Raw genomic sequence first — 26394 nt, 5'->3', positions numbered from 1 at the left:
TACACAGGGTATGCAGGTCCATGGCACCCGTGACCGGCCGCAATTTTCATCTTCATCTTGTCTCCGATTCGACTGGCGAGACGCTGATCACCGTTTCACGCGCGGTGGCCGCCCAATATGCCGATGTCACGCCGATTGAACACGTCTACCCTATGGTTCGCAGCCAGAAGCAGCTCGATCGCGTTCTTGCGGAAATCGAGGAAGCGCCGGGAATCGTTCTGTTCACACTGCTGGAAAAGGATCTGGTGGCGCGCCTCGAGGCCAAGTGCCAGGCGATTAACAGCCCAAGCCTTTCGATTATCGGCCAAGTCATGCAGCTGTTTCAGGCCTACCTTGGCGCTGATACCACCGGCCGCGTTGGTGCCCAACACACGCTGAACGCGGACTATTTCAAGCGTATCGACGCTTTGAACTACACGATGATGCATGACGATGGACAGCACGTCGAAGGTCTGGAGGAGGCGGACGTTGTTTTGGTCGGTGTGTCGCGCACTTCGAAGACGCCAACGTCGGTCTACCTTGCCAACCGCGGCATCCGCGCTGCGAACGTTCCGCTAGTGCCGGGCATCGCGATTCCGCGTCAACTCGAATCGTTGAAGAACCCCTTGGTTGTCAGTCTTCATGCAACACCCGAGCGCCTGATTCAGGTCCGGCAGAACCGGTTGTTGAGCATCGGGGCAGGACCAGGCAATGAGGCCTATATAGATCGCCAATCTGTTACGGACGAAGTGATCCACGCCCGCCGCCTGAGTGTGAAGTACGACTGGGCTCAACTGGATGTTACACGCCGGTCGATCGAGGAGACAGCCGCGGCGATCATGAAGCTGGTTGCGGACAGGCGCCGGCAGCGTGGTCCGGGGTAGGCCGGAAATGGCGATATGGCGCGAATCAAAACCCCTGATACTGGCGTCGCAAAGCCGGGTGCGACAACTATTGCTCGCCAATGCAGGTCTGTTATTCGAGACAGTCCCGGCTGCGATCGACGAGCGAACCGTCCAGCAAAGTTCCGGCCTCACGACCGCCAGTGAGATCGCGGCCCGTTTGGCCTATGAAAAAGCTCGTGAGGTTTCGCTGCGCTCACCCGGACGCTACGTCATCGGCGCGGATCAAACGCTCGAATGCGATGGCTGTCTGTTCAATAAGCCAGTGAGCCGCGAGCGCGCGGTCGCACATCTGCATGCGCTTTCTGGGCGGACTCATCTTTTGCACGCCGGCGTCTCGGTCGTGCGCGATGGTAAGCCGCTGTTTGAATATGTCTCAGTCGCGCGGATGACGATGCGGGAACTGAGCGAGGACACGATCAGAGTGTATCTGGACGCGGCTGGCGATGCGGCTTCCTCCAGTGTCGGCGCCTATCAGCTCGAAAGCCTCGGCATCCATCTATTTAGCCTGATCGAAGGAGATCATTTCACCATTCTAGGCTTGCCGCTGTTGCCGCTGCTTGCTTTTCTGCGCTCTCAAGAGTTGCTATCGCTGTAACAGCGGATGTTCGCATATGCTGGTGCTAGGGCTGACCGGCTCGATCGGAATGGGGAAATCGACCACCGCCCGACTTTTTTCGGAAGCGGGGATTCCAGTTTACGATGCGGACGCGGCCGTTCACACAATCTATGAAGGAGAGGCGGCTCCGGTGATTGAGGCCACGTTTCCCGGAACGACCGTCGACGGCAAAGTCGACCGTGAGAAATTGTCAGCAAAGGTCGTGCACGATACCGCAGCCATGAAGCGGCTTGAGGAGATCGTGCACCCCATGTTGCATGTCTACCGTCGCGCGTTTCTCGAGCAGGCTGAGCGGTCAGGTGCAGCGGTAGCGGTGGTTGATGTGCCGTTGCTGTTTGAAACCGGCGGCGAGCAAGATGTCGACGCGGTCGTTGTCGTCACGACAACGCCTGACGTTCAGCGTAAGCGCATCATGGCCCGCAACAACATGACGAGCGAAAAGCTGGAGGCGATTCTTGCCCGGCAGTTGCCGGATGCCGAAAAGCGCACGCGGGCGGATTTCGTAGTGGATACCTCGCACGGTCTTGATCACGTGCGCGCGCAAATCCGGGAAATCTTGGCAGCAGCTGCTAAGATGCCGCGGCGGCGGCTTTGATTCTCCTGAGCCGTTCCGCTTCTGAGGGAATCAGAAGCGAGCACTATGATTTTGATTTGACGCGTTTTCTTCATGCGAACTGGCATCCACTTCGCTGGAAAACGCTCTAATATCACGAAAGCGCATGCGCGAAATCGTTCTCGATACCGAAACCACCGGCCTGGATCCGCTGCGAGGCGATCGTCTGGTTGAACTCGGTTGCGTTGAGATATTCAACCGCATGCCGACGGGGCAAACGTTCCACCGCTACATCAATCCGGAACGCGATATGCCGCAAGAGGCGTTCGCGGTACATGGCCTGTCGAGCGAATTCCTTGCCGACAAACCGCTGTTTGCGCACGTCGTCGATGAGTTTCTGGAATTTATCGGTGATGCGCCTCTGATCATTCACAACGCATCGTTCGATATCAGTTTCATCAATGCCGAGCTCGATCGACTTAAAAGGCAGGCGATCGGCCGCGAGCGGTTGGTAGATACGCTATTGATGGCGCGTCGAAAACATCCGGGCGTCTCAAACCGGCTGGACGACCTGTGCTCGCGCTATGCCATCGACAATAGCCGCCGCACCAAACACGGAGCATTGCTCGACGCCGAGCTGCTTGCGGAGGTCTATATTGATCTCATCGGCGCGCGCCAGTCGCAATTGATCCTGGCTGAAACCACGTCCCGCCAATCCGGCGGAACTTTGGAACTGCCGAGACGTCAGCGAACGATGCCGCTGTCCTCGCGCGTGACCGAGGCCGACCGCATTGCGCATCGGGATTTCGTTGCTACCCTCGGCGAGAAGGCGATCTGGACGGAATTCCTCGCGCAGGAATCCGAAAAGCTGAAGCTGGTCCTGGAACGGGCTGGCGTCTGATACCGGTATGAATGACCCCACAGCGTTTTCGAGCGAAGTGTGTACCGGCCTCGCGTGAGGAAACGCGTCATAACAACAAATCTAGAGCTTTGCCTCTGATTCAATCAGAAGCAAAGCTGCTCTAAGAGAGGACAGCCTCGCTTGCGGGGATTAGCTTGGCTTTTGTTGCGCCGCAGCGGCAGCGGCCTGACGCTCCATGTTTTGTCGATACAGGCTTACAAAATCAATGGGGTCGAGCATCAGTGGCGGAAATCCGCCGCCACGAACGGTTGTGGCGACAATTTCGCGAGCGAATGGGAACAGCAGCCGTGGGCATTCGATCATGACCAGGGGGTGAAGATTTTCCTGGGGGACGTTGACGATCCGGAACACGCCCGCATAGGCGAGCTCGAAACTGAACATCAGCTTGCCGGTATGTTCAGCCTTGCCTTCGACTTTAAGCACCACCTCATAGTCGTTTTCCGCCACGTTGCTGGCGCCCACATTGATCTGAACGCTGATCGACGGAGGCTGTTGCTGAGGCGCGAGGGAGGCGGGCGCGTTGGGATTCTCGAAAGAGAAATCTTTGGTGTACTGGGCCAGCACGTTCAATTGGGGTGAAGGGGCTGCCTCGGGAGGCGTGCCGTTGCCGTTGGTCATGGATCTCTCTCTCCTAAAACTTCAAGCCGACTTGTCAGACGATGCGCCTGCTTGAAGAGCGAAGTGCCGCGTCGGGGCGAGTGGCTAACATAAGCCTGCCGCTGTCCACAAGGACGGCGGACGCGCCAGTGAACCGGGGGCGTCCCTCGGCCGCACCGCAGACCTTTCGCCCGTGCCCTCAAACTGTTGAGGGAATGCGCTTTCTGCCTGCAATCTGACTTTCCCCTTTGATCGGAAACGCGCTATGTTTGGTCAACTTGGCAAAGGAGGCACCCTCCCTGGTCCGCTCGTTATGCTAAAATCCGCCCTTGGCCGGACTATGTTTCGTACTTAAATAAATCCGGCCGTCCGATGCGAACCTGGCCCACGGCCGGACGTTTGTTCGCAGGTCGTGATCCTAGCCGATCAGAAAGTGAAGACGACGTGGATATTTACACCATCATTTTCCTGGCGCTGGCGGTCTTTATTTTCCTGCGTCTGCGCAGTGTTCTCGGGCAGCGGACAGGAAGTGAGCGTCCGCCTTACGATGCTACGCGGGAAGTCCTGCGTGGTACCCAGGACAACAACGTCGTTCCGGTGCCGGGAACCGTGATCAATCAGTCATCCGCGACGACCACCGCCGATGTGGGGCCAAATTCCGATCGCTGGAAGAATTTGGCTGAACCGGGCACCACACTCGCTTTAGGGCTCGATGCTATTGCGGCCCAGGATTCCTCCTTCGATCCCGGGCATTTCCTGAGCGGCGCACGCAGTGCCTATGAGATGATCGTACTGGCATTCGCCAACGGGGATCGCCGGACTTTGAAGGACCTGCTATCGTCGGATGTCTATGAAAGCTTTGATGCGGCTATCAAGGATAGAGAGAGACTCGAGCAGAAGACCGAAACGCGATTTGTATCAATCGATAAAGCCGAGTTGATCGGTGCGGAACTGCGAGACGGCGCCGAGCAACTGACGGTCCGCTTCATTTCGCAGATGATTTCTGTCACCCGCGACAGGACCGGAGTGATCGTCGACGGAAACCCTGAGAGAATTTCCGATATTACCGATGTTTGGACGTTTGCCCGCGATATCTCGTCGCGCGATCCGAACTGGAAACTGGTTGGCACCGGAAGCGCCAGCTGATCTTTATCGGATTAGAAGGTGCGCGGTTGGATTGTGCATCGCCGCTGCGATTGTGCCTGTCGCCGTCCAGGCTCACGATAGCCGCCATCGTTCGGTCGGGCCGCTCGAGATCGTTGGTGGTCAATACGCGCCGGTTTCCTGGGCTGGCATCGCTGGCTGGAACAACGACAATCATCTTGACGCGTTCAAGGCTTTTCGCGCCAGCTGCCGCGCAGTCACTGTGCGGCGTATAACGGCCGTCAGTCAGAAGGCGCTCGGCGCAACCTTGCGGGAGCCGTGCCGAGCGGCGAAGACGGCCAACGTCTCAGACGACGCCAAAGCGAAAGCCTTCTTCGAAAACCATTTCCGGGCCGTGCGCATTTCACGTCTCGGCGAAACGGACGGCTTCGTTACCGGCTATTACGAGCCAATCATCGACGGGTCGCGCGCCAGAACGGATGTCTACACCGTCCCCGTTTACCGGCGCCCTTCGAACCTTTTTGTCCGGGGATTCACGCAAAGCGCGCCGAGCCTGCCCAACAGCGGGCCGGTGTATCGCAAGATTGGCCGCCGAAAGCTGGTCCCCTACTACGATCGCGCCGAAATCGAGGATGGCGCGATCGAAGGCCGCGGTCTCGAAATCTGTTGGCTCAAGAGCCAGACCGATCTGCTCTTCACGCAAATCCAGGGCTCAGCGCGCGTTCGGCTCGAGGATGGCTCGACCATACGCATCAACTATGATTCCTATAACGGATATCCATATACCGCGGTCGGTCGTATCCTGATCGAACGCAACATCATCCCGAAGGATCAGATGTCGATGCAACGCATCAGGCAGTGGATGACTGACAATCCCGATGGCGCCAAGGAATTGCGCCGGCAGAACCGCTCCTATGTGTTCTTTCATGAGGTGAAGCTCTCGGACAACGACGAGGCGATCGGAGCACAGGGTCTGCCTTTGACGCCGGGCAGGTCGATTGCGGTCGACAAATCGCTGCATGTCTATGGCACGCCTTTCTTTATCGAAGGCGAGTTGCCGATCGAATCCGAACAGGCGAAAACGCCGTTTCATCGACTGATGATCGCGCAGGATACCGGCTCGGCGATTCTTGGTCCGGCTCGCGCGGACCTTTACTTCGGCGCCGGTTCGGAAGCGGGGCGGGTGTCGGGCCGTCTGCGACACCATATGCACTTCGTCATGCTCGTCCCGAACAGCCTTGATCCGGTAGCTCGCGCCAGAACCATGCCGCTTCCCCAAACACGACCCTCGGCAAGAATCGCAAAGCTTTTTCCGCCCAACGATCAGAAGCCGGCCAACACCCCGCGCACCTCCGCGCCCTCTTCTTTTCCCGCGGGTGAACAAGCCGGGGCTGCTCCTGTGCCAGCGGCGAAAGCCGCGCCATCGAACGCCACCCCGCTGCCCTCGGCGCGGCCTGAGGTCAGATCCGTGCACAACCGGCGGCATCGCACCCATTACCGCCGCCGCTGGCATCGCTGGGCGCGATGAAACGCCGCTTGTCGCCCGACGCATCCGCGCGGCCGAGCCGCCAGCGCGTACTTACGGAGGAAGAGCGCCATTTGTGGGAAAGCGTTGCAGGGCAAGCCAAGCCATTGCGCAAACGGCCCCGGCCAGATCCATCGCAACCCCGGCTTGAAGTGAAATCCGCCAGGATTGCGTGGTCCGAATCAAACTCAATCAAAAAAACGGCCAGATTCAATAGCCCGCAGCCAGTGCCGCTCACCCGCCGCGAGCGATCGCAATTGTCCCGAGGACGGAAAGACATCGATGCTCGGATCGACCTGCATGGCATGACGCAAACGCGGGCATATCGAGCCCTTCTGCAATTTTTGCAAAATGCGTCGGGCGATGGCCTTACCTTCGTGCTTGTCATTACCGGTAAGGGCCGCGCGAGGGGGCTGGACTCCGAGCGGGGCGTACTGCGCCGGCAGGTCCCGCAATGGCTTGCTCTCCCCGAGTTTCGCTCGCTGGTCGTGGGTTTCGACGAGGCGCATTCCGGCCATGGCGGCGAGGGAGCGCTTTACGTGCGGTTGCGACGCCGAGTCAGAGCATAATCCCGAAAACGAACCGGTTTTCGGGATTGGATCATCCGCGACCAAAAGGCGCGATCAAAAGCCAGCGCTCGAGTCTGATGTCGGAATCAGTCTCCATAGCGTTTTCGAGCGAAGCATGTCCTCGGGCTTGACCCGAGGATGGAATTCGATTCGTGTGAAGAAAACGCGTTAAAACAAAAGATAGAATCTTTCACCGTTTCCGTGACGCGGTGACAGACTCTAGAGGATGAACCTGCTCAAATCGGCATTCTTGGCCAGATCCCCGATATGCTTCTGGACATATCCGGAGTCGATGCGGACCGTCTCGCCCTTGCGGTCAGGGGCCGTGAACGAGATGTCATCGAGCACCCGCTCCATGACGGTCTGCAACCGTCTTGCACCGATGTTCTCCACGGTTGAATTCACCGCAACCGCGATATCCGCGAGCGCGTCGACGGCATCATCGGTGATGTCGAGCGTGACCTCCTCGGTCTGCATCAACGCGACGTATTGTTTGATGAGCGAGGCCTCTGGCTCGGTCAGGATGCGCCGCAAGTCATTGCGTGTCAGAGCCTCCAGTTCGACGCGGATCGGCAGCCGGCCCTGCAATTCGGGGAGCAAATCGGAAGGCTTGGCAATATGAAACGCGCCTGACGCGATGAACAAGATATGGTCGGTCTTCACCGTGCCATGCTTGGTCGAGACCGTCGTTCCTTCGATTAGCGGCAGCAGGTCGCGCTGCACGCCTTCGCGCGAGACGTCGCCGCCGCTGCGCCCGTCACGCACGCAGATCTTGTCGATCTCGTCGAGAAACACGATGCCGTTATTTTCGGCCGCAGCAATCGCTTCCAGCGTGAGCTGATCGCTATCGAGCAGCTTGTCAGATTCTTCATTGATCAGGATTTCATGGGAATCCGAGACGGTCAGCCGGCGGGTCTTGGTTCGTCCGCCCATCTTGCCGAAAATATCACCGATCGAGATCGCACCGACCTGTGCTCCCGGCATGCCAGGAATCTCGAACATCGGCGCTCCACCGGATGATTGCGTCTCGATCTCGATTTCCTTGTCGTTCAGTTCACCTGCCCGCAATTTTTTGCGAAAGGAATCACGCGTGGCGGCGCTCGAATTGGCGCCGACCAAGGCATCCAGAACGCGCTCCTCGGCGGCAAGCTGTGCGCGTGCCTGAACGTCCTTACGCTTGCGCTCGCGGGTCTGGCCGATCGCGACCTCCACAAGATCACGGACGATCTGTTCGACGTCGCGTCCGACATATCCTACCTCGGTGAACTTCGTGGCCTCCACCTTGAGGAAGGGTGCGTTTGCAAGCTTTGCCAGCCGTCGCGCGATCTCCGTCTTGCCGACGCCGGTCGGGCCGATCATCAAAATGTTCTTCGGCAACACCTCCTCGCGCAGTGGTCCGGTCAATTGCTGGCGCCGCCAGCGATTGCGCAACGCGATGGAGACGGCTCGTTTGGCGTCGGTCTGGCCAACGATGAAACGGTCGAGTTCGGAGACGATTTCGCGAGGAGAGAAGTCTGTCATGACCACCACTAGGTAGGTTACGATTCGATCCGCGGCAAGCGGTTCATAATGATGGAGCGCCGGCCGGCGACACTCTTGCGTCGCGGATCATCAGAAGCGCGGGGCCGTCGGGCGTTGCCGCGAGACGGTCGCGATAAAAGCCCGCTTTCTCATATGTTCGAATCGCGCGGGCATTGTCCGGATCGGGATCGATCACGATACGCGGCACGCCCTCCATGAGCAGCCTGTCGGCAAAGGCGCGGATGAATGCGGAGCCATGGCCGCGTCCGATCATGTCAGCTTCGCCGATGAACTGATCGAGCCCGCGCGTTCCGTCAGGCTGCTCGCCGAGGCCGGTATGCCAGTCGCTGAGCCGGTAGCACTGCAGATAGGCGAAGTCGCGCGCGCCGTCGGTGACGATGAACTGCGCCAGGTCCGGATGATCGAGGTCGCCGCTGACGAACTCGAACTGTTCAGTCGGGTCATGCCACCATTCCGCGACATGCGGCACCTTGAGCCAGCGCCGGATTGTCGGCAAATCGGCGGCGGTCATCGGGCGAAAGCCGTAAGCCATCGCTCAATCCGTGGCCAGTGTTTCGATCGTGACATTGCGGTTGGTATAAACGCAGATATCGGCTGCGATATCGAGAGAACGGCGGACAATGGCCTCGGCATCGTTGTCGGAGTCGATCAGGGCCCTTGCGGCTGCAAGCGCGTAATTCCCGCCCGAGCCGATCGCCATTACGCCGGATTCGGGCTCCAGAACGTCTCCGGTCCCGGTCAGCACCAGCGAGACGTCTTTGTCCGCAACAAGCATCATGGCTTCCAGCCGCCGCAGATAGCGATCGGTTCGCCAGTCCTTGGCGAGTTCGACGGCGGCGCGGGTGAGTTGGCCAGGATACTGTTCGAGCTTGCTTTCCAGCCGCTCGAACAGGGTGAAGGCATCGGCGGTGGCGCCGGCGAAGCCGCCGATGACGTCGCCTTTTCCGAGCTTCCTGACCTTCTTCGCGTTGGATTTGATGACGGTCTGTCCGATCGAGACCTGACCGTCTCCGCCAATGACCACTTTGCCGCCCTTGCGGACGGTCAGGATCGTGGTGCCGTGCCACACCTCCGGCTGTGATGCTTGCATATGAACCCCTTGATGACCCGCCAGATTTAGGCATTGCCGCGCCGCGTTGCAATCGGCGTTGGATTCCGTTCCAGTGGTCCGATTCCAACATTCGCATCTCGGTGCCCGCGGCAAATGGGTGGCGAATGTCAAATCCCTCCACTAGTCACCATGCTCGAAGAACACCAGCAAAATGCATCATCCCGCAGTAGCGAAGGGGACCTGAGCCTGTTAAAAGAGCCGCGTTCTATCAGAGCGCGGTCAGCAGGAGTGGATATCGATTTTGTGTCCGACGCGCTCAGATCGTTAGATGGCGCGTGATCTTGTTGCCCAACCGCTTACACTCTGGCGGAGGCGGATCATGCGCGAGGCAGAGAGCTTTTCATGCGCACGGCGAGCATCAAGCGCAAGACCAAGGAAACGGACATCGAGGTCGCGGTCAACCTCGATGGCTCCGGTGTGTCGAAGGTTGCAACCGGCATCGGCTTTTTTGACCACATGCTGGATCTGCTCGCCCGCCATTCGCGGATCGACATCACGGTCAAAGCCGTCGGCGATCTCCACGTCGATTACCACCACACGACGGAGGATGTCGGCATCGCGCTGGGCCAGGCTGTGAAGCAGGCGCTCGGCTCGATGGTTGGCATCAGCCGGTATGCCAGCGTCTATATGCCAATGGACGAAACGTTGTCCCGGATCGTGATCGATATCTCCGGCCGGCCGGTGCTCGTGTTCAAGGTCGATTTCCCCCGCGACAAGATCGGTGAGTTCGACACCGAACTGGTGCGCGAATGGTTCAATGCCTTTGCCGTCAATGCGGGAGTGACTTTGCACGTGGAGACGCTATATGGCGAGAACAGCCATCATATCGCCGAATCCTGCTTCAAGGGTCTGGCGCGAGCGCTTCGTGCAGCGGTAGCGATCGATCCGCGCGCTGCGGACGAAGTGCCATCAACAAAGGGTCAGCTCGGCGGCTGACCGTTTCGTTGTCAGCGGAGAGTGCAATGTCGGTTTATACAGTCCATGCGCCACCGGTCGACGGGCCAGACGTGCGCGGCACCACGGACAATTTCGTGTTCGTTCGCGATGGCTTTTCGTTTGGGGCTTTTGTGTTCGGTCCATTGTGGCTGCTTTACCAACGACTTTGGTTGGCGCTCGGTGGGTATTTGATTCTGTCGATCGCGGTGGAAGCCGCGATGACGCTGCTGCGCGTCAGCGGGGGGACACGCATAGCGGCGATGGCCGTGATCGCCGTGCTGATGGGATTGGAAGCGGCGAGTTTGCGGCGCTGGACGCTGTCGCGGCAAAAGTGGCGCCCGCTCGACGTCGTTGTCGCAGACGACGAGGAAGCTGCTGAGCGGCGCTTTTTCGATCGCTGGCGAGCGATGCGGGACGCGGACTTCGATCCCTTGGCGATCGATCGCGGCGCGCCGCCGCCGACCCGAGGTGCTTCGGACCATGCCCTTCCGCCGTCGACGCTGCGCGGCGACATCGTCGGCCTGTTTCCTCAGCCCGGGTTCAGGCGGTGACAGCCGCGATTATCGACTATGGCTCCGGCAATCTTCATTCGGCCGCCAAGGCATTTGAGTGCGCGGCGCGCAACATGGAAGGTTCGGAAAGGATCATCGTGACGCGCGATCCGGATGTGGTGTTCCGGGCCGATCGCGTGGTACTGCCCGGTGTCGGCGCGTTCGCCGATTGCCGCAAGGGCCTTGATGCGCTCGACGGCATGGTGGAGGCCATGACGGAGGCGGTGCGCGATAAAGCGCGTCCGTTTTTGGGCATTTGCGTCGGGATGCAGCTGATGGCGACGCGGGGCAGGGAGCACGTGACAACGGACGGGCTAGGCTGGATCGCGGGTGACGTCGAGAAAATTTCGCCGCGCGACGAGCGACTGAAGATTCCCCACATGGGCTGGAATACGCTCGATCCGGTGCGGGAGCATCCGGTGCTCGAGCGTCTGCCATTGGGACCGAAGGGCCATCACGCCTATTTCGTGCACTCCTATCACCTGAACGCCGCCAATGAGACCGACGTGCTCGCGCGCGCCGACTATGGTGGTCCGGTGACGGCGATCGTCGGCAAGGACACCGCGATCGGCACTCAGTTTCATCCCGAAAAGAGCCAGCGATTCGGGCTGGCTCTAATCGCCAATTTCTTGAGATGGAAACCGTGATCCTCTTCCCCGCCATCGATCTCAAGAACGGTCAGTGCGTTCGCCTCGAGCAGGGCGATATGGCGCGCGCGACCGTTTTCAATCTTGATCCCGCGGAGCAGGCGCGCGCATTCGCCGCACAAGGCTTCGAGTATCTGCATGTGGTCGATCTCGACGGCGCGTTCGCCGGTAAGCCCGTGAATGCGGATGCGGTTGAGCGGGTCTTGAAAACCGTTGCCCTGCCGGTTCAGCTCGGCGGCGGCATTCGGGATCTGAAAACGGTCGAAGCCTGGCTCGGCAAGGGTGTTGCGCGCGTCATCATCGGCACGGCCGCGGTGCGCGATCCTGTTCTGGTCAAGGAAGCCGCCAGGGCGTTTCCGGGGCGCGTTGCGGTCGGTCTCGATGCGCGTGACGGCAAAGTCGCGGTGGAAGGCTGGGCCGAGACATCGGAAGTGTCGGCGCTCGACATCGCGCGACGGTTCGAGGACGCTGGAATCGCGGCGATCATCTTCACGGACATTGCCAGGGATGGCTTGCTGAAGGGTCTGAACCTCGATGCCACGATCGCGCTCGCCGACAGCATTTCAATTCCGGTGATTGCGTCGGGTGGCTTTGCCTCCATCGCGGATGTAGAGGCGCTGCTCGCGCCGCGTGCGAAGAAGCTCGCGGGCGCCATTGCTGGACGGGCGCTCTACGATGGCCGGCTCGATCCGATTGAAGCGCTGAAGCTGATCCACGCCGCGCGTGCGGCGGCTTGAAAGTATCGGGCGACGATGTTCAAGGTCCGTGTCATACCCTGTCTTGACGTAAAGGATGGACGGGTCGTTAAGGGCGTCAACTTCGTGGACCTACGGGATGCGGGCGACCCCGTGGAAGCGGCGGTTGCATACGATGCCGCCGGTGCCGACGAACTCACCTTTCTCGACATCACCGCAACGCACGAAAATCGCGGCATCATGTTGGATGTGGTTCGGCGTACCGCGGAAGCCTGCTTCATGCCGGTGACCGTGGGCGGCGGCGTTCGCACCATCGATGATATCCGCACCTTGCTACGCTCCGGAGCGGACAAGGTCTCGATCAACAGCGCAGCGGTGAGCCGGCGCGAGTTCGTCAAAGAGGCCGCGGAAAAGTTCGGCGACCAGTGCATCGTGGTCGCCATCGATGCCAAACGGGTCTCACGGGCCGGCGGCGCGGACCGTTGGGAAATCTTCACTCATGGCGGACGCAAATCCACCGGCATCGATGCGATCGAATATGCGCAGGAAGTGGTGTCGCTCGGCGCGGGCGAGATCCTGCTGACGTCGATGGATCGCGACGGCACCCGCCAGGGCTTCGATCTGTCGCTGACCCGGCGGGTATCCGACAGCGTTTCCGTGCCCGTGATCGCGTCCGGCGGCGTCGGCAATCTCGATCACCTGGTCGATGGAATTCGCGAAGGCCATGCCACGGCGGTCCTTGCGGCATCGATCTTTCATTTCGGCGAATTTACCATTCGCGAAGCCAAGGAGCATATGGTTCGCGCCGGGCTGGCCATGCGGCTCGATCCCTGACGACTTTGGATCGCATAAGTGCTAGGTATTCAACAATTGTCGTGTGCCAAAGTACGACCGGACGAGTAGACGGATTATGCCGCGTTTCACGATCCATGATCTTGCTGCCATCATTGACGCCCGAGCTGCATCCGGGGGCGATGCGTCCTACACGCGAAAGCTGCTCGACAAGGGTCCCGTACATTGCGCCAGGAAGCTCGGCGAGGAAGTTGTTGAGACGGTCATCGCGGCGGTCGAGAATGATCGGCATCATTTGATCGCCGAAGGTGCTGATCTCCTGTTTCATTTCCTTGTGCTGTTGAAGGCCAGGGATGTGACGCTGGAAGATGTCGAAGCTGTTTTGGCGCAACGCACGACGAGATCTGGACTCGAAGAGAAAGCCGCCCGCAATCGCGACTAGAGTCCGATTCAACTTGAGCATGGTTTTTTCCGAAAGCCGGTTTCCACTTTTCGGGATCATGCTCCAGCCCCGAGGCAAGCTTCATGGATTCGCGGGCAGAACAGCAGCAATATAATCCGTATCGGGTTTTCCCTCGTGCCGAATGGGCGAAACTCCGCCACGATATGCCTATGACGCTGGCCGCGAATGAAATCGCGGCGTTGCGGTCGATGCATGATCGCCTCGATCTCGTGGAGGTCGAGGAAATTTATCTGCCTTTGTCCAGGCTGCTGTCGATCTATGTGGCCTCGATGCAGCGTCTCTTTGTTGCTCAGCGTCAGTTTCTCGGCATCCATGATCGCAAGGTGCCGTATATCATCGGTGTTGCCGGGTCGGTTGCAGTTGGAAAATCGACGACGGCGCGCGTGTTGCAGGCGCTGCTCGCACGATGGTCGCCGCGCCCCAAAGTCGAACTTGTCACGACTGACGGATTTTTGTTTCCGAACGCGGTGCTAGAGCGACGCGGCTTGATGCAGAAAAAAGGTTTCCCGGAGAGTTACGACTTGCCGGTTCTGCTGTCGTTTCTCAGTGACATCAAGGCCGGCCGTGCGCCAGTGCGCGCACCGGTCTACTCGCATCTGACTTACGACATCGTCCCTCATAACTGGATCGAGGTCAGTCAACCCGATATTCTGATCGTCGAAGGAGTCAATGTTCTGCAGACTGGGCCGCTGCCGCGCGACGGCAGGGCCGTTCCGGTCGTCTCCGATTTCTTCGACTTCTCTGTCTATCTCGATGCCGAAGAGCCGGTGCTGCGCGACTGGTACGTGACCCGCTTCCTTGCCCTGCGGGATTCAGCCTTTCAGGATCCACGGTCCTATTTTAATCGGTACGCGCTGCTGTCGGACGATGAAGCGATCGCAACGGCCATTGCAATCTGGGAGCGCACCAACCGGGCTAATCTGGAGGACAACATTCTGCCGACGCGGCCCCGTGCGAACCTGATCCTCAAGAAGGGGGCCGATCATGTCGTCGAGCAGGTCGCGCTAAGGCGGCTTTAGAGATTTCTCGTGCGCAAAGGCAGGTCTCATTGGCAGCGAGACGTGCGCACTGGTGCAGGTTACCTCAGGCCGGGACGTGACGGGCGGCCATCAATCCCGCAAGCGCGTCGGCCAATCTTTCGCGATCGAGCGGCTTGACGAGAAAGCCATCCATGCCTGCCTCGAAGCAGGCATAACGATCGTCAATCAGCGTGTTGGCGGTCAACGCCAAGACGGTCGTGCGGCGGCCGCACCGGGCGGCTTCTCGTTCGCGAATTTTCCTGGTGGCCTCAATGCCGTCGAGGGTCGGCATCTGGACGTCCATCAGGACGAGATCGTAGGGCTTACTTGCGGCTAGGGCGGCGTCCCACGATTCCAGCGCTTCTTCTCCGTTTGCGGTGACGATGACGGTATGCCCGAGGCGGGTCAGAAGTGATCGCGTCAAGAGCGCATTGATCTCATTGTCCTCCGCGACGAGAATTGAAAGGCTTGGTGCGGAAGTCGTGGTCGATGCCTCGGGTCTTTCAAGCCTGTCGCAATCAGGTTGGCTGTTAGTGGTGCGAAGGAAGGTCGAGTCCTCGGTCGGCGCAGACAGTCGCGCTGCGATCGACGCAGCTCGCAAAGGCTTGACAAGATAACCCGTAAACGCCGCGGCGCCGGTGGCCTGAAGGTCCTGTCTTGTGGATGGCGTGACCATGACGATCCGGCGTGCCGCATGTTGGCGGGCAGCCTGACCGAGCCGCCAGATCCCATCTCCGCCCATCGCATGATCGACAAGCACGGCGTGCCACGCTCGCTCCGGAAGCAGCGCGTAAGCAACTGCGAGGTCCGATGTCGTGCAGGTCTCGGCCCCCCATCGCTCCAGGCGCCGGGCGAGCAGCGATGTCTCGATGGTCTGAGGCGCCACGAGCATGACTGGATGTCCCGCCAGATCCGGCGCGACAAAGCGCTTTCGTTCTGGTGCGCTCTCGTGAGCAGGAAGAGGGATTGAAACCTCGAATGTCGAACCGGTACCCGGCTTGCTCTGCAGCGTGATGCGCCCACCCATCCGTTTGGCGATGCGATCGCTGATACTTAACCCCAGTCCCGATCCGCCGTAATTGCGCGCAATCTGATCGTCGGCCTGCTCGAAATCACGGAAAATCCGAGCTTGCGCATCCGGCGCAATGCCAATTCCGGTGTCACGGACCATGAAACGGACGTCGTCCCGCGCGACGCCAGGGGCGACGGTCAGCGCAACGCCACCGGACGCCGTAAATTTGATTGCGTTGCCTGCAAGATTGAGCAGCACCTGGCGCAAGCGCGCGGCGTCTCCGATCACTTCGGTTGGTAGGGCCTCATCGATATAGGCGGCGATTTCAAGCTGCCTGGCCTGCGCACGCGGCGCCAGCAGTTCGGTGATGTCCTCGATCAGATCGCACAGGATGAAAGGGCGGCGTTCCAGGTCGATCTTCCCGGCCTCGATCTTGGAATAGTCGAGCAACTCCTCGATCAGCGATAACAATGCATCTCCGGATGCCTTCACTGCCTTGACATATGTCGTCTGTTCGGGCGTGAGCGAGGTTTCCAACAGCAATCCGCTCATGCCGATGATGCCGTTAAGTGGTGTGCGAAACTCGTGCGACGTCATCGCCAGGAAACGCGATTTGGCCTGGTTGGCCGCGTTCGCGTGATCCCGCGCTTCACCGAGCACACGCTCGGTCTCGGCACGATCGGTGACGTCGCGGCCGACGCATTGCAGTTCTGCTGGATGGTTGGCGTCGACCCGCATCAAGGCTTCGCGCCATGCAATCCAGCGGGGACCCAGTGCGGTTTCGACGCGCTGATCGCAAATGCGCGTGCCGTTCGATTCAATCACGCTCTCGCTTTGCTCGAGAACGGGGAGCGCGAACCGGCTGCCAAGCAGCTCCGTCCGCGATCGCTGAGCCAGGATGCAATAGGCATCATTCACCGAAGTGATGGTGCCGGTTCCATCACGCAAAACGATCAGATCGCCCTGCGACTCGAAAAGGCAACGCGCGCGCTCCTCCGCTTCCTTCAGCTCCCAATTGCGATCAGCGAGCGCTTCATTGTGGAGAGCAACTTTGCGAATTTTCCTGCGCATCCTGCGCAAGCGCATGCTCTGGATCGCCAGCGCGACACAAGCGAGCGCGAACAGAAAGCTGATGCCGATTGCGAAGGCGTGAGGGTCGTACTCGGCGCTTCGGCTTCCGGCAATGAAACCGTAGGCACCTCCGAACGTGATGGAAAAGGTCACGAAGGAACGAAAAGCAACATTCAGCCGGGGATGTTGCCGGATCAGTCTGCGCAGGCGTGCCCTCATCCAGAATAATCGCGCGGCCATCGACCTTCCCGAATTTCCTGCAGCACTCGTCGGAGGCGGATTGCCGCCAACGAAAGTACGCGCAGCGTGTGCGTCCTGTCAGCATGAAAGCATGACATTGCGGAAGTCCTCGAGGGCCACACCGGAAACCGGTCGGATGCGAACAAGGTTAACGAGGTCTTATCGAGACGTCACAGTGACGTCGTCGCGAGGCAAATCGCGGCGGCAACTTGGTGATCCGTCGCGGACGGAGGCGAGCGCTGTCAGGCCGCGCGTTTGATGTCGTCGGCGAGCGCGCGATAGGACAGAGCTTCGGCAAGGTGCAGCCGGCCGATCTTGTCAGCGCCATCGAGGTCCGCGAGCGTGCGGGCGACGCGTAGTACCCGGTGATAGCCGCGCGCCGACAAACGCATGCTTTCCGCGGCGTCGCGGAGTAGCTTCAGCCCTTGTGCATCCGGTTGCGCGATGTCTTCCAGCGCGGCCGCGGGGGCTTCGGCGTTGGTCCGGACATTCGGAAGGCCGAGCGCTGCATAGCGTGCTGCCTGAATGTCACGTGCCGTGGCAACACGAGCGCCGACTTCGGCCGAACCTTCCGACGAAGGCGGCAGAATGAGATCGGAGGCGGTCACAGCCGGCACTTCGATGCGCAGATCGATCCGGTCCAGGAGAGGTCCCGAGATGCGCATTTGATAGTCTGCGGTGCAGCGATCGATGCGGCCGCGCTTGCAGGCGTAGCCAGGCTCAAAGGCATGGCCGCAGCGGCATGGATTCATCGCCGCCACCAGCATGAAACGCGCGGGATAGGTCACGCGATGATTGGCGCGGGACACCGCGATCTCGCCGTTCTCGAGCGGCTGCCGGAGCGAATCCAGCACGCGCGGATCGAACTCCGGCAACTCGTCGAGAAACAGGACGCCGTTATGCGCGAGCGAGATTTCACCGGGTTTGGCGCGCGTGCCGCCCCCCCAAGAACATTAAGGGAACATAAGCAGCAGGATTTCGAGATGAGCCTATTGGCGCTTCGCCTCGATCCCGTCCCAGATTTTTCCGGCGACATCCGGGCCGCCCAACGCGGCAATCGCCCGAATTCCGGTCGGCGAGGTAACGTTGATTTCGGTGAGCAAGCCGTCGATGACGTCAATGCCGACAAACAACAGACCGCGCTCGCGTAGCGCCGGACCGATGCGCTTACAAATCTCGCTCTCGCGGGGAGAGAGGTCGGTTGCCCGCGCCGCGCCGCCGCGCACCATGTTGGAGCGCAGATCGTCAACGGCAGGCACGCGATTGATAGCACCGGCGAATTCGCCGTCGACGAGGATGATGCGCTTGTCGCCCTGTTTGACCTCGGGCAGGAATCGCTGGATCACCCACGGCTCGCGAAACGTCACCGAGAACATGTCGAACAGCGATCCGAAGTTCATGTCTTGCGGCGTGACGCGAAACACTGCGGCTCCGCCGTGACCATGCAACGGCTTCATGACCACCGCACCATGCTCGTCACGAAACGAATGGATCTCGTCGAGATTGCGCGAAATCAACGTCGGTGGCATCAACTCCGGAAAATCCATCACGAACAGCTTTTCCGGCGCATTGCGCACGCTTGCCGGGTCGTTGACCACGAGCGTCTTCGGATGAATGCGCTCGAGCAAGTGAGTCGTCGTGATGTAGGCGAGATCGAACGGAGGGTCCTGGCGCAGCAATACGACGTCGAAGGATTCTAGGTAAGCACGCGCCGCTTCACCGAGCGTATAATGGTCGCCCTCCTGATCCCGAACGGTCAACGGCTGGACCGACGCAACCACGTCCTCGCCGCGAAGCGATAACTTATCCGGCGTGTAGTATGAGATTTCGTGGCCGCGTCGCTGTGCCTCTAGCAACAGTGCAAAGGTTGAATCGCCGCGAACGTTGATGCGCGCGATCGGGTCCATCTGAACGGCGACTTTCAGTTTCATCTTGTTGGTCCGGGTTGTGTCAATGCGAAAGCGTCTGAATAGGTCAGGCTATGTGCTGGCGTCGAATGCACCTAACAGATGACGCGGCAGACGTCGCGGCGCAATCAGCATGGCGTCAAAGCGGAATTCGAAAGTCGCATGTTCGGGGTGCGCCATCAGCCAGGCTTGGGCTGCGTTGATGATCCGCTGTTGTTGTCTCTGCGTCACTGCATAGGCAGCATCGTCGAGGCTGCGACGGGCTTTGACTTCGACGAAAGCGAGAAGTTGCCGCCGGCGGGCCACGATATCGATCTCGCCATGAGGCGTGCGGAACTGGCGTGCCAAAATCCGGTAGCCCTTGGCGATCAGACAGGCTGCGGCGAGACTTTCCGCCGAAAGACCGGTGCGAAACGCCGCGACGCGCTCGGGCGCTGCCGCCTCTGGGCTGTTTCGGGAACGGTCCTTACCTGCTGCCATTGTTGTCACTGTCCCTCATCTGTCCGGCGAGCTCAAGCGCGCGGGCATAGACTTGACGCCGGGGGCGGCCCGAGATTTCGACAGCGTGAGCCACGCTGTCTTTGACGCTGCCCTCCCTCAACAACGTCAGCAGCAGATCGTCCAGCTGGTCGGAGGACATCGTGCCGGCATCAGCCGTTGGTGGTCCGACGACCAGGACGAATTCACCCCGCGTTTCCAGCGTTTCGGCCGCTTGCGCGAACTCCGTGAGGGTCGCGCGGCGGATATCCTCGTGCAGCTTCGTTAGTTCGCGGCAGATCGCGGCGTCGCGATTGCCGAGGATGGCCGCGAGGTCGTGCAAGGAATCCCGGATACGACTGCCGGACTCGAACATGACCAGCGTGGCATCGATTCTTGCGAGTTCGGCAAGGCGTGTGCGGCGCGCGACCTCCTTTGCCGGCAGAAATCCCTCGAAGAAGAACCGGTCCGTCGGCAGCGCTGCTATGGACAGCGCCGCTAGCACCGAAGATGGTCCCGGAACCGCGATCACCTGATGACCAGCGGCACACGCTTCACGCACCAGCTTGAAGCCCGGATCGGAAATCAGTGGTGTGCCAGCATCGGAGACCAGGGCGATGGAGGCGCCTTGTGCCAGCTGCGCCAGGATTTTCGGCCGGGCTGTCGCAGCATTATGCTCGTGGTAAGGCTTGAGCACGCTTGTAATCGCGTAGCGTTCGGTGAGGCGGCGGGTGATGCGGGTGTCCTCGCAGGCGATGATATTGACGCCTGCGAGGGTCTCAAGCGCCCGCAAGGTGATATCTCCGAGATGACCGATCGGCGTGGCGACCAGGTGAAGACCGGGCGTGGCCGTCGGGGCAACCAGTTGATGGCCCGCTATGGAAAAGGTCCGGGTCCCCGGGGTTTCGTCCGATTTCAGAGAGGCGAGTTTTGCACGCATACTGCGACGTTCTATAACATTTTCGAGAAAAATGAGTTCGGCTCGTGTCAAGACGCGTCTTCGGTGCCGAACCCGGATAACACAAAGATAGCGTGCGAACGGGTCCGTCCCATGCTTTTCGATGTTCCGCGGTACCCAAGGTTGGGTATGGAGCTAAATTCGGGGCGGACACGATCCGTTTGTTTTGGTTTACTGGCGGCATCGGCAATATGGCTGATTCCGAGGGGCTTGTGCCCGGACCTTTCCGGAATGGGTGCACTGCAAGGATAATGATGAAGGATCCCTTCGAACCGAAATCTGAGCGCCAGGGAGCGACTCGGCGAGCCGCGCTGGGCCTTGTCATCGGCGCGCCTCTGCTTGGCGCCTGCTCGGGCGTTCAGCAAACGCTGACGAACAATTTTTCCAGTTCTTCCGGTTCTTCTCCGCAGCCAGAGGCGGCCGGTCCGCCTCAGCAGGCAGCTACAATCGGTACGGGTCAGGTCAAGGTCGGTTTGATCCTTCCATTGTCGGCCGCAGGCAATGCGAGCGTTGCGGCGCAGTCGATGAAAAACGCGGCCGAGATGGCGCTGTCGGAATTTCAGAACCCAAACGTCCAGTTGCTGGTCAAGGACGCAGCCGGCACGGCGCAGCGTGCGCAACAGGGAGCGCAACAAGCGCTCGATGAAGGAGCCGAAATCATTCTCGGTCCGCTGTTCGCAGCGTCTGTTCCGGCGGTTGCTCAGGTGGCGCGGACACGCGGCACCTCGGTGATCGCGTTCTCGACTGATTCAAGCGTGGCGGGCCGGGGCGTCTATCTTCTGAGTTTTCTCCCTGAATCGGACGTCAACCGAATCGTCGAATATGCCACCAGCACCGGAAAGCGCTCGTTTGCTGCCATGGTGCCCGAAAATGCCTATGGCAATGTCGTTGAGGCGGCCTTCAAACAGACAGTTGGCCATCGCGGCGGGCGTATCGTCGCATTCGAGAAATATGGCGCCGATCGCGCCAGTGCGGCACGGAAGGTGGCGCAGTCGCTCCGCTCGGCTGATGCGCTGCTGATCGCCGATGACGGCGATGCGGTGGTTTCAGTCGTTGACGCGCTCGCCGCGGCGGGTGCGAATCTGCGCAATGTCCAGCTTCTGGGTACCGGTCTGTGGGACAATCCTCGCGTATTCGCCAGCGCGTCGCTGCAGGGCGGCCTCTATGCCGCCCCTGATCCATCCGGTTTCCGCAGCTTCGCAGGGCGCTACCGCGCCAAGTATGGCGGCGATCCGGTACGTACGGCCACCCTTGCCTATGACGCCGTCGCGCTGGTGGCGGCTCTTGCGCGCACCCAAGGCCCGCAGCGCTTCGCGGCCGAGACGCTGACCAATGCGTCAGGCTTCGCCGGCATCGACGGTCTGTTTCGGTTCCGTTCCGACGGCACCAACCAGCGGGGCCTCGCCGTCATGCGAGTCGCATCCGGCGGCGGCCAGCCAGCGGCAGGTTCGCCAAAAAGTTTTGGCGCCTGATCTGTAGCCCGCGTCGTCAAATCACGATGATTCTGGATCGAATCGATCCAGAATCATGAACGTGATCGATTCCAGTATTTGAGAAGTGAGATAATGCTGGAGCCCGGCTTTGATTCCATCAAAGCCAGCATAGCTCTAGGCGGCGAGATCGGCCACCACGGCATCGAGGAGGGGAAAGCCATCCTGCGTGACGCGCAGGCGGCCATCGGTGCTGATCGTAATCGCGCCTTCGTCACGGAGGATTGCGATTCGCCGCGGATCAAGAGGGCGGCCCGATAGCGCCGCGTAGCGCTGCGGATCGATGCCCTCGCGCAAGCGCAGTCCCATGAGCAGGAATTCGTCAGCGCGCTCTTCGCTGTTCAGCAGATCGTCGGCGACGATTCCGTTGCCGATCGCCTCGACCCGCATGAGCCAGGCTTCCGGCCGCTTTTCCGTGGCGATGGCATGCCTGATGCCGTCGATGTCAAGGCGACCATGCGCCCCGGGTCCGATTCCCGCATATTCCTGGCCGCGCCAGTAAAGCAGGTTGTGCCGGCATTCCGCGCCGGGCAGCGCATGATTTGAGATCTCGTAGGCTGGCATGCCGTGACGCGTGCAAACGTCCTGCGTGACGTCGTACAGCGCGCGCGCAATCGCTTCGTCGGGGGTCTTGAGTTTTCCGGCTGCGTGCAGGTCGAAAAACGGCGTACCCTCCTCGATAGTCAACTGGTAGAGCGACAGATGCTCCGCCGCTTCCGAGATCGCCTGCCGCAGTTCCTCGGTCCACATTTCTGGCGTGTGGTCGGGACGCGCGTAAATCAGATCGAAGGAATAGCGATCGAAGACGGACCGCGCGATCGCCACCGCCTCCAACGCCTCGTGTGCGGTATGCAGGCGTCCGAGAGCTTTTAGCGAAGAATCGTCGAGCGCCTGCACGCCGAGCGACACGCGGTTGACGCCCGCCGCGCGATAGCCGCGGAATCGCGTGGCCTCGACGCTGGTCGGATTGGCTTCCAGCGTGACCTCGACGTTATCAGCGACGCCCCAATATTTTCCGATTGCGTCGAGTATCGCGCCAACGGTCTGCGGTCGCATCAAGGACGGGGTACCGCCGCCAAAGAAAATGGAGGACACCTCTCGACCGCGCGCGCGGGCGGCGGTGGTCTCAATCTCGCGCTGGAAAGCACGAACGAAGCGCTCTTCATCGATCGGCGCGTGGCGGACATGACTGTTGAAATCGCAATAAGGGCATTTCGACAGGCAAAACGGCCAGTGCACATAGATGCCGAAGGAAGTGGTCGGATCAGCGACGATCAAGAGCAATCTCCGCCAGCTTCACGAACGCGCGGGCGCGATGCGACAGGCCAAGGCCACGCGGCGGAAGCCCGTGCTTTTCAATGCCCGTCATCTCGCCGAAGGTGCGCGTATGTCCGTCCGGGAGGAACGCAGGATCATAGCCAAATCCGGCCGCGCCCCGCGGCGGCCAGACCAGCGTGCCGTCGACTCGTCCTTCGACTTCCTCGAGATGGCCGTCTGGCCATGCGACGCAGAGCGCCGAAACGAAGTGAGCCTTGCGCTTCTCCGCGCTCGTCGCGCCGCGCTCCTGCAGCAGGCGCTCGATCCGGGCCATCGCTGCGGAAAAATCCTTGGTCTCGCCAGCCCAGCGCGCGGAGTGGATGCCCGGTGCGCCATCGAGTGCATCGATGACCAGACCGGAATCATCGGCAAAAGCCGGAAGCTTTGCGCTCTGGGCTGCAGAGGTCGCCTTGATCCGAGCATTGGCGCGGAAATCATCGCCTGTTTCCTCAGGCTCGCTGAGACCGAGCTCGCCTGCGGAGATCGCCTCGACGCCATACGGCGCAAGTAGCTCGCGCATCTCGGCGAGCTTGCCGGGATTGTGGGTGGCGATCACGAGCTTGCCGGCGATCCGACGATTCATGGCCGATCCTAAAGCCATTCCGACTTTGATGGAATTCAAAGTCAGGCTCCGGTTTCTTGTGTTGACGCGGTTTCTTGACGCGAACCGGTACCCACTTTGCTCGCTATTGGAGGAGCGTCCCGCAGAGCACGCCCAGAACGAATCACGCCAACGCCATTTTCTGCAAATCAACCAGCCGCGCGACCCCTTTTTTCGCCAGCGCCATAAGCGCAAAAAATTCGTCGTCGGAAAAAGGTGTCTTCTCGGCGGTTCCCTGCACCTCGATGATGCGTCCCTCGCCGGTCATCACGAAGTTTGCATCGGTGTCGGCTTCCGAATCTTCTGCATAGTCCAGATCGAGGACGGGCGTGCCATTGTAGATACCGCATGAGATCGCTGCGACATTGTCTCGAAGCACGCTGGCCTTGAGCATGTTGCGGGCCTTCATCCAGTTGACACAGTCGGCTAACGCGACCCATGCGCCGGTGATCGATGCGGTGCGCGTGCCGCCATCGGCCTGAATGACGTCGCAATCGACCGTGATCTGGCGTTCGCCGAGCGCCTCGAGGTCGATTGCGGCACGCAAGGAGCGGCCGATCAGGCGCTGAATTTCGACGGTCCGGCCGCCTTGCTTGCCGGCGGAGGCCTCGCGCCGGGTTCGCTCCAGCGTGGCGCGCGGCAGCATTCCGTACTCGGCGGTCACCCAACCCCGGCCCTGGCCCTTGAGCCACGGCGGCAGTCGCTCCTCTAGCGTCGCGGTGACCAGCACATGGGTATCCCCGAATTTCACCATGCAGGAGCCTTCGGCGTATTTGACCACGCCACGTTCCAGCGACACGGCGCGCAGTTCATCCGGTGCACGGCGGCTAGGCCGCATGGGAACCCTCCAGCTATTCTTATGAAAATCATCGTGCCGTGCTTTTAGGGGTGAGGAGCCGCACCGGCAAGGGTCAGAACTGCGATTGCCAAAGGCTGCTTGTAACTGGTGCGCCGGAGAGACAAACTAGATCCAGTCCCAGGCCCGACAAACATTATACGCGGGAGATATCGTTGGCCCATCACGATCCGATCGGTCTGATTGCGCCGAACGCCGGGCTTGCCCAGTTGAATGAGCGGTCGCGCGACATTTTTCGGCAGATCGTCGAAAGCTACCTTGCAACGGGCGAACCGGTGGGTTCCCGCAACGTTTCCCGCCTCATCGCGGTGCCGCTCTCGCCAGCGTCGGTCCGCAATGTGATGTCGGACCTCGAACAGCTTGGGCTGATTTATGCACCGCATACCTCGGCCGGCCGGTTGCCGACCGAGCTCGGCCTGCGGTTCTTTGTCGATGCCTTGATGCAGGTCGGCGATCTGACCGAGCCGGAGCGCCAGTCGATCCAGACTCAACTCGCGTCGGTGGGCAAGGCGCAATCGGTCGAGGCTGCATTGGGTGAGGCCTTGACACGGCTGTCCGGATTGACCCGGGCGGCGGCGGTGGTTCTGACGGCGAAATCCAATGTACGGTTGAAGCATATCGAGTTCGTCAGGCTGGAGCCTGATAAGGCGCTGGTCGTGCTGGTCGCCGAAGACGGGCAGGTTGAAAACCGCGTGCTGACGCTCCCCTCGGGCGTCCCGGCTTCGGCGCTGACGGAGGCGTCAAACTTCCTGAACGCCCGAATTCGCGGCCGAACGCTGGCCGAGGCAGAGCTCGAGCTTGAGACAGCGTTGACGCAGAGCAAGGCGGAGCTCGATCAGCTCACACAAAAGATCATCGCGGCAGGAATTGCGAGCTGGTCTGGCGGCGACAGCGACGACCGGCAATTGATCGTGCGTGGCCATGCCAACCTGCTCGGAGATTTGCATGCGATGGAGGACCTCGAGCGCGTGCGGCTGCTGTTCGACGACCTCGAAACCAAGCGCGGCGTGATCGATCTGCTTGGCCGCGCCGAACGCGCCGACGGCGTAAGAATCTTTATCGGTTCGGAGAACAAGCTGTTCTCGTTGTCCGGTTCCTCGACGATCATCGCGCCCTACAGCGATGGCGCCGGCCACATCGTCGGCGTTCTCGGAGTGATCGGACCGACCCGGCTGAACTACGCGCGCGTGATTCCGATGGTGGATTACGCGGCCCGCATTGTCAGCCAGATGCTCGGCGGCTGAGCCCGCCCGCCGCCCTGCGCTTGATTTTTACGCCTGAAGCACGATATCCCGCACGACCATCCCTTTTAATTCGAGACCATGTGCAAGAAGGCTGTGTAATGACCGATTCCGACGGCAAATCAAATAATTCCGGCGATCCGGCTCCGGAGGCCGAGCCAGTGGTATCCAAGCCTTACATCATGCCCGACGATCCCGAGGAGGGGGTGGTTGAAGCGCTGACCAAGGAGGTTGCGGACGCCAAGGACCGAATGCTGCGCACGTTGGCGGAGATGGAAAACCTGCGCAAGCGCACCGCGCGGGAGGTGTCGGACGCGCGAACCTACGGCATCTCGGGGTTCGCTCGCGACGTGCTGGATATTGCCGACAATCTGCAACGCGCGCTTGATGCGGTGCCCGCCGAGGCACGCGCGGCCGCCGACCCCGGACTCAAAGCCCTGATCGAGGGCGTGGAGCTGACCGAGCGCTCGCTGCACAACGCGCTGGAAAAACACGGTGTGAAGCGGTTCGATCCGGCTGGCGAAAAATTCGATCCCAACGTTCATCAGGCCATGTACGAAGTTCCCGATTCGTCCATCCCCGTCGGCACGGTCGCGCAGGTCATTCAGGCCGGCTATATGATCGGCGAGCGGGTGTTGCGTCCGGCGCTGGTAGGCGTTGCGAAGGGCGGAGCCAAGGCAGCCGCGTCCGAATGAATC

At 60.6% G+C, this 26394-nt stretch carries 28 protein-coding genes and 1 pseudogene; 17 read left to right on the top strand and 12 right to left on the bottom strand.

Annotation, left to right across the window (positions count from 1 at the left end; all coding sequences use genetic code 11):
* The first annotated feature begins 20 nt into the window (after window positions 1-20).
* The 4 genes from ACM561_RS00695 to dnaQ all read left to right on the top strand — a co-directional run bounded on the left by ACM561_RS00695 (window position 21) and on the right by dnaQ (window position 2954).
* Window positions 21-863, top strand: coding sequence for a pyruvate, water dikinase regulatory protein (locus tag ACM561_RS00695; RefSeq protein ID WP_425907297.1), 843 nt, complete (start codon window positions 21-23; stop codon window positions 861-863).
* A gap of 7 nt (window positions 864-870) precedes the next feature.
* The gene (locus ACM561_RS00690) at window positions 871-1479 is read left to right on the top strand and encodes a Maf family protein (protein ID WP_425907295.1); all 609 of its coding nucleotides are present in this window, start codon (window positions 871-873) and stop codon (window positions 1477-1479) included.
* A gap of 16 nt (window positions 1480-1495) precedes the next feature.
* A complete protein-coding gene (gene coaE, locus ACM561_RS00685) occupies window positions 1496-2095 on the top strand; it encodes a dephospho-CoA kinase (RefSeq protein WP_425907293.1) in 600 nt (199 codons plus the stop codon).
* Between the two features lie 124 nt (window positions 2096-2219).
* Window positions 2220-2954: a DNA polymerase III subunit epsilon gene (gene dnaQ / locus ACM561_RS00680; protein ID WP_425907291.1), complete on the top strand. Its 735-nt coding sequence runs from the start codon at window positions 2220-2222 to the stop codon at window positions 2952-2954.
* A 150-nt stretch (window positions 2955-3104) separates the two neighbouring features.
* Here the strand turns inward: dnaQ and secB are convergent, their stop codons facing one another.
* On the bottom strand, window positions 3105-3593 hold the full coding sequence (secB, locus tag ACM561_RS00675; RefSeq protein WP_425907290.1) for a protein-export chaperone SecB: 489 nt from the start codon (window positions 3591-3593) through the stop codon (window positions 3105-3107).
* A gap of 423 nt (window positions 3594-4016) precedes the next feature.
* Between secB and ACM561_RS00670 the strand changes: the two genes are divergently transcribed.
* The 3 genes from ACM561_RS00670 to ACM561_RS00660 are packed head-to-tail and all read left to right on the top strand — an operon-like array spanning window position 4017 to window position 6770.
* A complete protein-coding gene (locus tag ACM561_RS00670; RefSeq protein WP_425907288.1) occupies window positions 4017-4718 on the top strand; it encodes a Tim44/TimA family putative adaptor protein in 702 nt (233 codons plus the stop codon).
* Window positions 4642-6204, top strand: a complete 1563-nt coding sequence (gene mltA / locus ACM561_RS00665) for a murein transglycosylase A (RefSeq protein WP_425907286.1) — start codon at window positions 4642-4644, stop codon at window positions 6202-6204. The genes ACM561_RS00670 and mltA overlap by 77 nt, the downstream gene beginning before the upstream one ends.
* Window positions 6201-6770 carry a Smr/MutS family protein gene (locus ACM561_RS00660; RefSeq protein ID WP_425907284.1) on the top strand — a complete coding sequence of 190 codons (570 nt, stop codon included), beginning with the start codon at window positions 6201-6203 and terminating at the stop codon, window positions 6768-6770. Before mltA ends, ACM561_RS00660 begins: the two co-directional genes overlap by 4 nt.
* A 219-nt stretch (window positions 6771-6989) precedes the next feature.
* Here ACM561_RS00660 and hslU read toward each other — a convergent pair whose 3' ends face one another.
* Genes hslU through hslV form a run of 3 tightly spaced genes read right to left on the bottom strand, consistent with a single transcriptional unit; the run spans window position 6990 to window position 9402 of the window.
* Entirely contained in the window at window positions 6990-8291 is a 1302-nt protein-coding gene (gene hslU, locus ACM561_RS00655; RefSeq protein WP_425907282.1) for an ATP-dependent protease ATPase subunit HslU, read from the bottom strand.
* Window positions 8292-8334: 43 nt separating this feature from the next.
* Window positions 8335-8844, bottom strand: coding sequence for a GNAT family N-acetyltransferase (locus ACM561_RS00650; RefSeq protein WP_425907280.1), 510 nt, complete (start codon window positions 8842-8844; stop codon window positions 8335-8337).
* Between the two features lie 3 nt (window positions 8845-8847).
* Window positions 8848-9402, bottom strand: a complete 555-nt coding sequence (hslV, locus tag ACM561_RS00645) for an ATP-dependent protease subunit HslV (protein WP_425907278.1) — start codon at window positions 9400-9402, stop codon at window positions 8848-8850.
* Between the two features lie 363 nt (window positions 9403-9765).
* Between hslV and hisB the strand changes: the two genes are divergently transcribed.
* The 7 genes from hisB to coaA all read left to right on the top strand — a co-directional run bounded on the left by hisB (window position 9766) and on the right by coaA (window position 14526).
* Window positions 9766-10359 (top strand): imidazoleglycerol-phosphate dehydratase HisB, encoded by a 594-nt coding sequence (gene hisB / locus ACM561_RS00640; RefSeq protein ID WP_079445175.1) that lies wholly within the window; start codon window positions 9766-9768, stop codon window positions 10357-10359.
* Between the two features lie 26 nt (window positions 10360-10385).
* Complete coding sequence (locus ACM561_RS00635) at window positions 10386-10910, top strand: DUF2628 domain-containing protein (protein WP_425907276.1); 525 nt, start codon at window positions 10386-10388, stop codon at window positions 10908-10910.
* Complete coding sequence (gene hisH / locus ACM561_RS00630; RefSeq protein WP_425907275.1) at window positions 10907-11557, top strand: imidazole glycerol phosphate synthase subunit HisH; 651 nt, start codon at window positions 10907-10909, stop codon at window positions 11555-11557. Before ACM561_RS00635 ends, hisH begins: the two co-directional genes overlap by 4 nt.
* Complete coding sequence (hisA, locus tag ACM561_RS00625; protein WP_425907273.1) at window positions 11545-12294, top strand: 1-(5-phosphoribosyl)-5-[(5-phosphoribosylamino)methylideneamino]imidazole-4-carboxamide isomerase; 750 nt, start codon at window positions 11545-11547, stop codon at window positions 12292-12294. Before hisH ends, hisA begins: the two co-directional genes overlap by 13 nt.
* Before the next feature lie 15 nt (window positions 12295-12309).
* Window positions 12310-13086 carry an imidazole glycerol phosphate synthase subunit HisF gene (hisF, locus tag ACM561_RS00620; RefSeq protein WP_425907271.1) on the top strand — a complete coding sequence of 259 codons (777 nt, stop codon included), beginning with the start codon at window positions 12310-12312 and terminating at the stop codon, window positions 13084-13086.
* Between the two features lie 76 nt (window positions 13087-13162).
* Window positions 13163-13486: a phosphoribosyl-ATP diphosphatase gene (locus ACM561_RS00615; RefSeq protein ID WP_079445180.1), complete on the top strand. Its 324-nt coding sequence runs from the start codon at window positions 13163-13165 to the stop codon at window positions 13484-13486.
* Between the two features lie 83 nt (window positions 13487-13569).
* On the top strand, window positions 13570-14526 hold the full coding sequence (gene coaA, locus ACM561_RS00610) for a type I pantothenate kinase (RefSeq protein WP_425907269.1): 957 nt from the start codon (window positions 13570-13572) through the stop codon (window positions 14524-14526).
* 64 nt (window positions 14527-14590) lie between these two features.
* On the opposite strand, the gene ACM561_RS00605 is transcribed toward coaA, so the two are convergent.
* The 5 genes and pseudogenes from ACM561_RS00605 to rsmI all read right to left on the bottom strand — a co-directional run bounded on the left by ACM561_RS00605 (window position 14591) and on the right by rsmI (window position 20173).
* Entirely contained in the window at window positions 14591-16849 is a 2259-nt protein-coding gene (locus tag ACM561_RS00605; RefSeq protein WP_425907267.1) for a response regulator, read from the bottom strand.
* Between the two features lie 242 nt (window positions 16850-17091).
* Window positions 17092-17793 (bottom strand): annotated as a pseudogene (locus tag ACM561_RS00600) (ATP-binding protein); the annotation flags it as partial.
* A 45-nt stretch (window positions 17794-17838) separates the two neighbouring features.
* Window positions 17839-18780, bottom strand: a complete 942-nt coding sequence (gene gshB, locus ACM561_RS00595; RefSeq protein WP_425907266.1) for a glutathione synthase — start codon at window positions 18778-18780, stop codon at window positions 17839-17841.
* 48 nt (window positions 18781-18828) lie between these two features.
* Window positions 18829-19236 carry a YraN family protein gene (locus tag ACM561_RS00590; RefSeq protein ID WP_425907264.1) on the bottom strand — a complete coding sequence of 136 codons (408 nt, stop codon included), beginning with the start codon at window positions 19234-19236 and terminating at the stop codon, window positions 18829-18831.
* Window positions 19223-20173, bottom strand: coding sequence for a 16S rRNA (cytidine(1402)-2'-O)-methyltransferase (gene rsmI, locus ACM561_RS00585; RefSeq protein WP_425907262.1), 951 nt, complete (start codon window positions 20171-20173; stop codon window positions 19223-19225). The genes ACM561_RS00590 and rsmI overlap by 14 nt, the downstream gene beginning before the upstream one ends.
* 269 nt (window positions 20174-20442) lie before the next feature.
* Here rsmI and ACM561_RS00580 point away from each other — a divergent pair, with 269 nt between their 5' ends.
* The gene (locus ACM561_RS00580) at window positions 20443-21663 is read left to right on the top strand and encodes a penicillin-binding protein activator (protein WP_425907261.1); all 1221 of its coding nucleotides are present in this window, start codon (window positions 20443-20445) and stop codon (window positions 21661-21663) included.
* A 135-nt stretch (window positions 21664-21798) separates the two neighbouring features.
* Here the strand turns inward: ACM561_RS00580 and hemW are convergent, their stop codons facing one another.
* From hemW to rph, 3 genes are all read right to left on the bottom strand, one after another.
* The gene (gene hemW, locus ACM561_RS00575; RefSeq protein ID WP_425907259.1) at window positions 21799-22959 is read right to left on the bottom strand and encodes a radical SAM family heme chaperone HemW; all 1161 of its coding nucleotides are present in this window, start codon (window positions 22957-22959) and stop codon (window positions 21799-21801) included.
* Complete coding sequence (gene rdgB / locus ACM561_RS00570; protein WP_425907257.1) at window positions 22946-23581, bottom strand: RdgB/HAM1 family non-canonical purine NTP pyrophosphatase; 636 nt, start codon at window positions 23579-23581, stop codon at window positions 22946-22948. Before rdgB ends, hemW begins: the two co-directional genes overlap by 14 nt.
* Before the next feature lie 142 nt (window positions 23582-23723).
* A complete protein-coding gene (gene rph / locus ACM561_RS00565) occupies window positions 23724-24437 on the bottom strand; it encodes a ribonuclease PH (RefSeq protein ID WP_079445208.1) in 714 nt (237 codons plus the stop codon).
* 173 nt (window positions 24438-24610) lie between these two features.
* Here rph and hrcA point away from each other — a divergent pair, with 173 nt between their 5' ends.
* Window positions 24611-25699 carry a heat-inducible transcriptional repressor HrcA gene (gene hrcA, locus ACM561_RS00560; RefSeq protein WP_425909849.1) on the top strand — a complete coding sequence of 363 codons (1089 nt, stop codon included), beginning with the start codon at window positions 24611-24613 and terminating at the stop codon, window positions 25697-25699.
* Between the two features lie 98 nt (window positions 25700-25797).
* Window positions 25798-26391, top strand: a complete 594-nt coding sequence (gene grpE, locus ACM561_RS00555; protein WP_425907254.1) for a nucleotide exchange factor GrpE — start codon at window positions 25798-25800, stop codon at window positions 26389-26391.
* Window positions 26392-26394 lie beyond the last annotated feature (3 nt).

Source organism: Nitrobacter sp. TKz-YC02, from assembly GCF_049852135.1.
Lineage (GTDB): Bacteria > Pseudomonadota > Alphaproteobacteria > Rhizobiales > Xanthobacteraceae > Nitrobacter > Nitrobacter vulgaris.
Note: the sequence above shows the minus strand (reverse complement) of the source record. Positions and strands in the feature narration are given on the sequence as shown.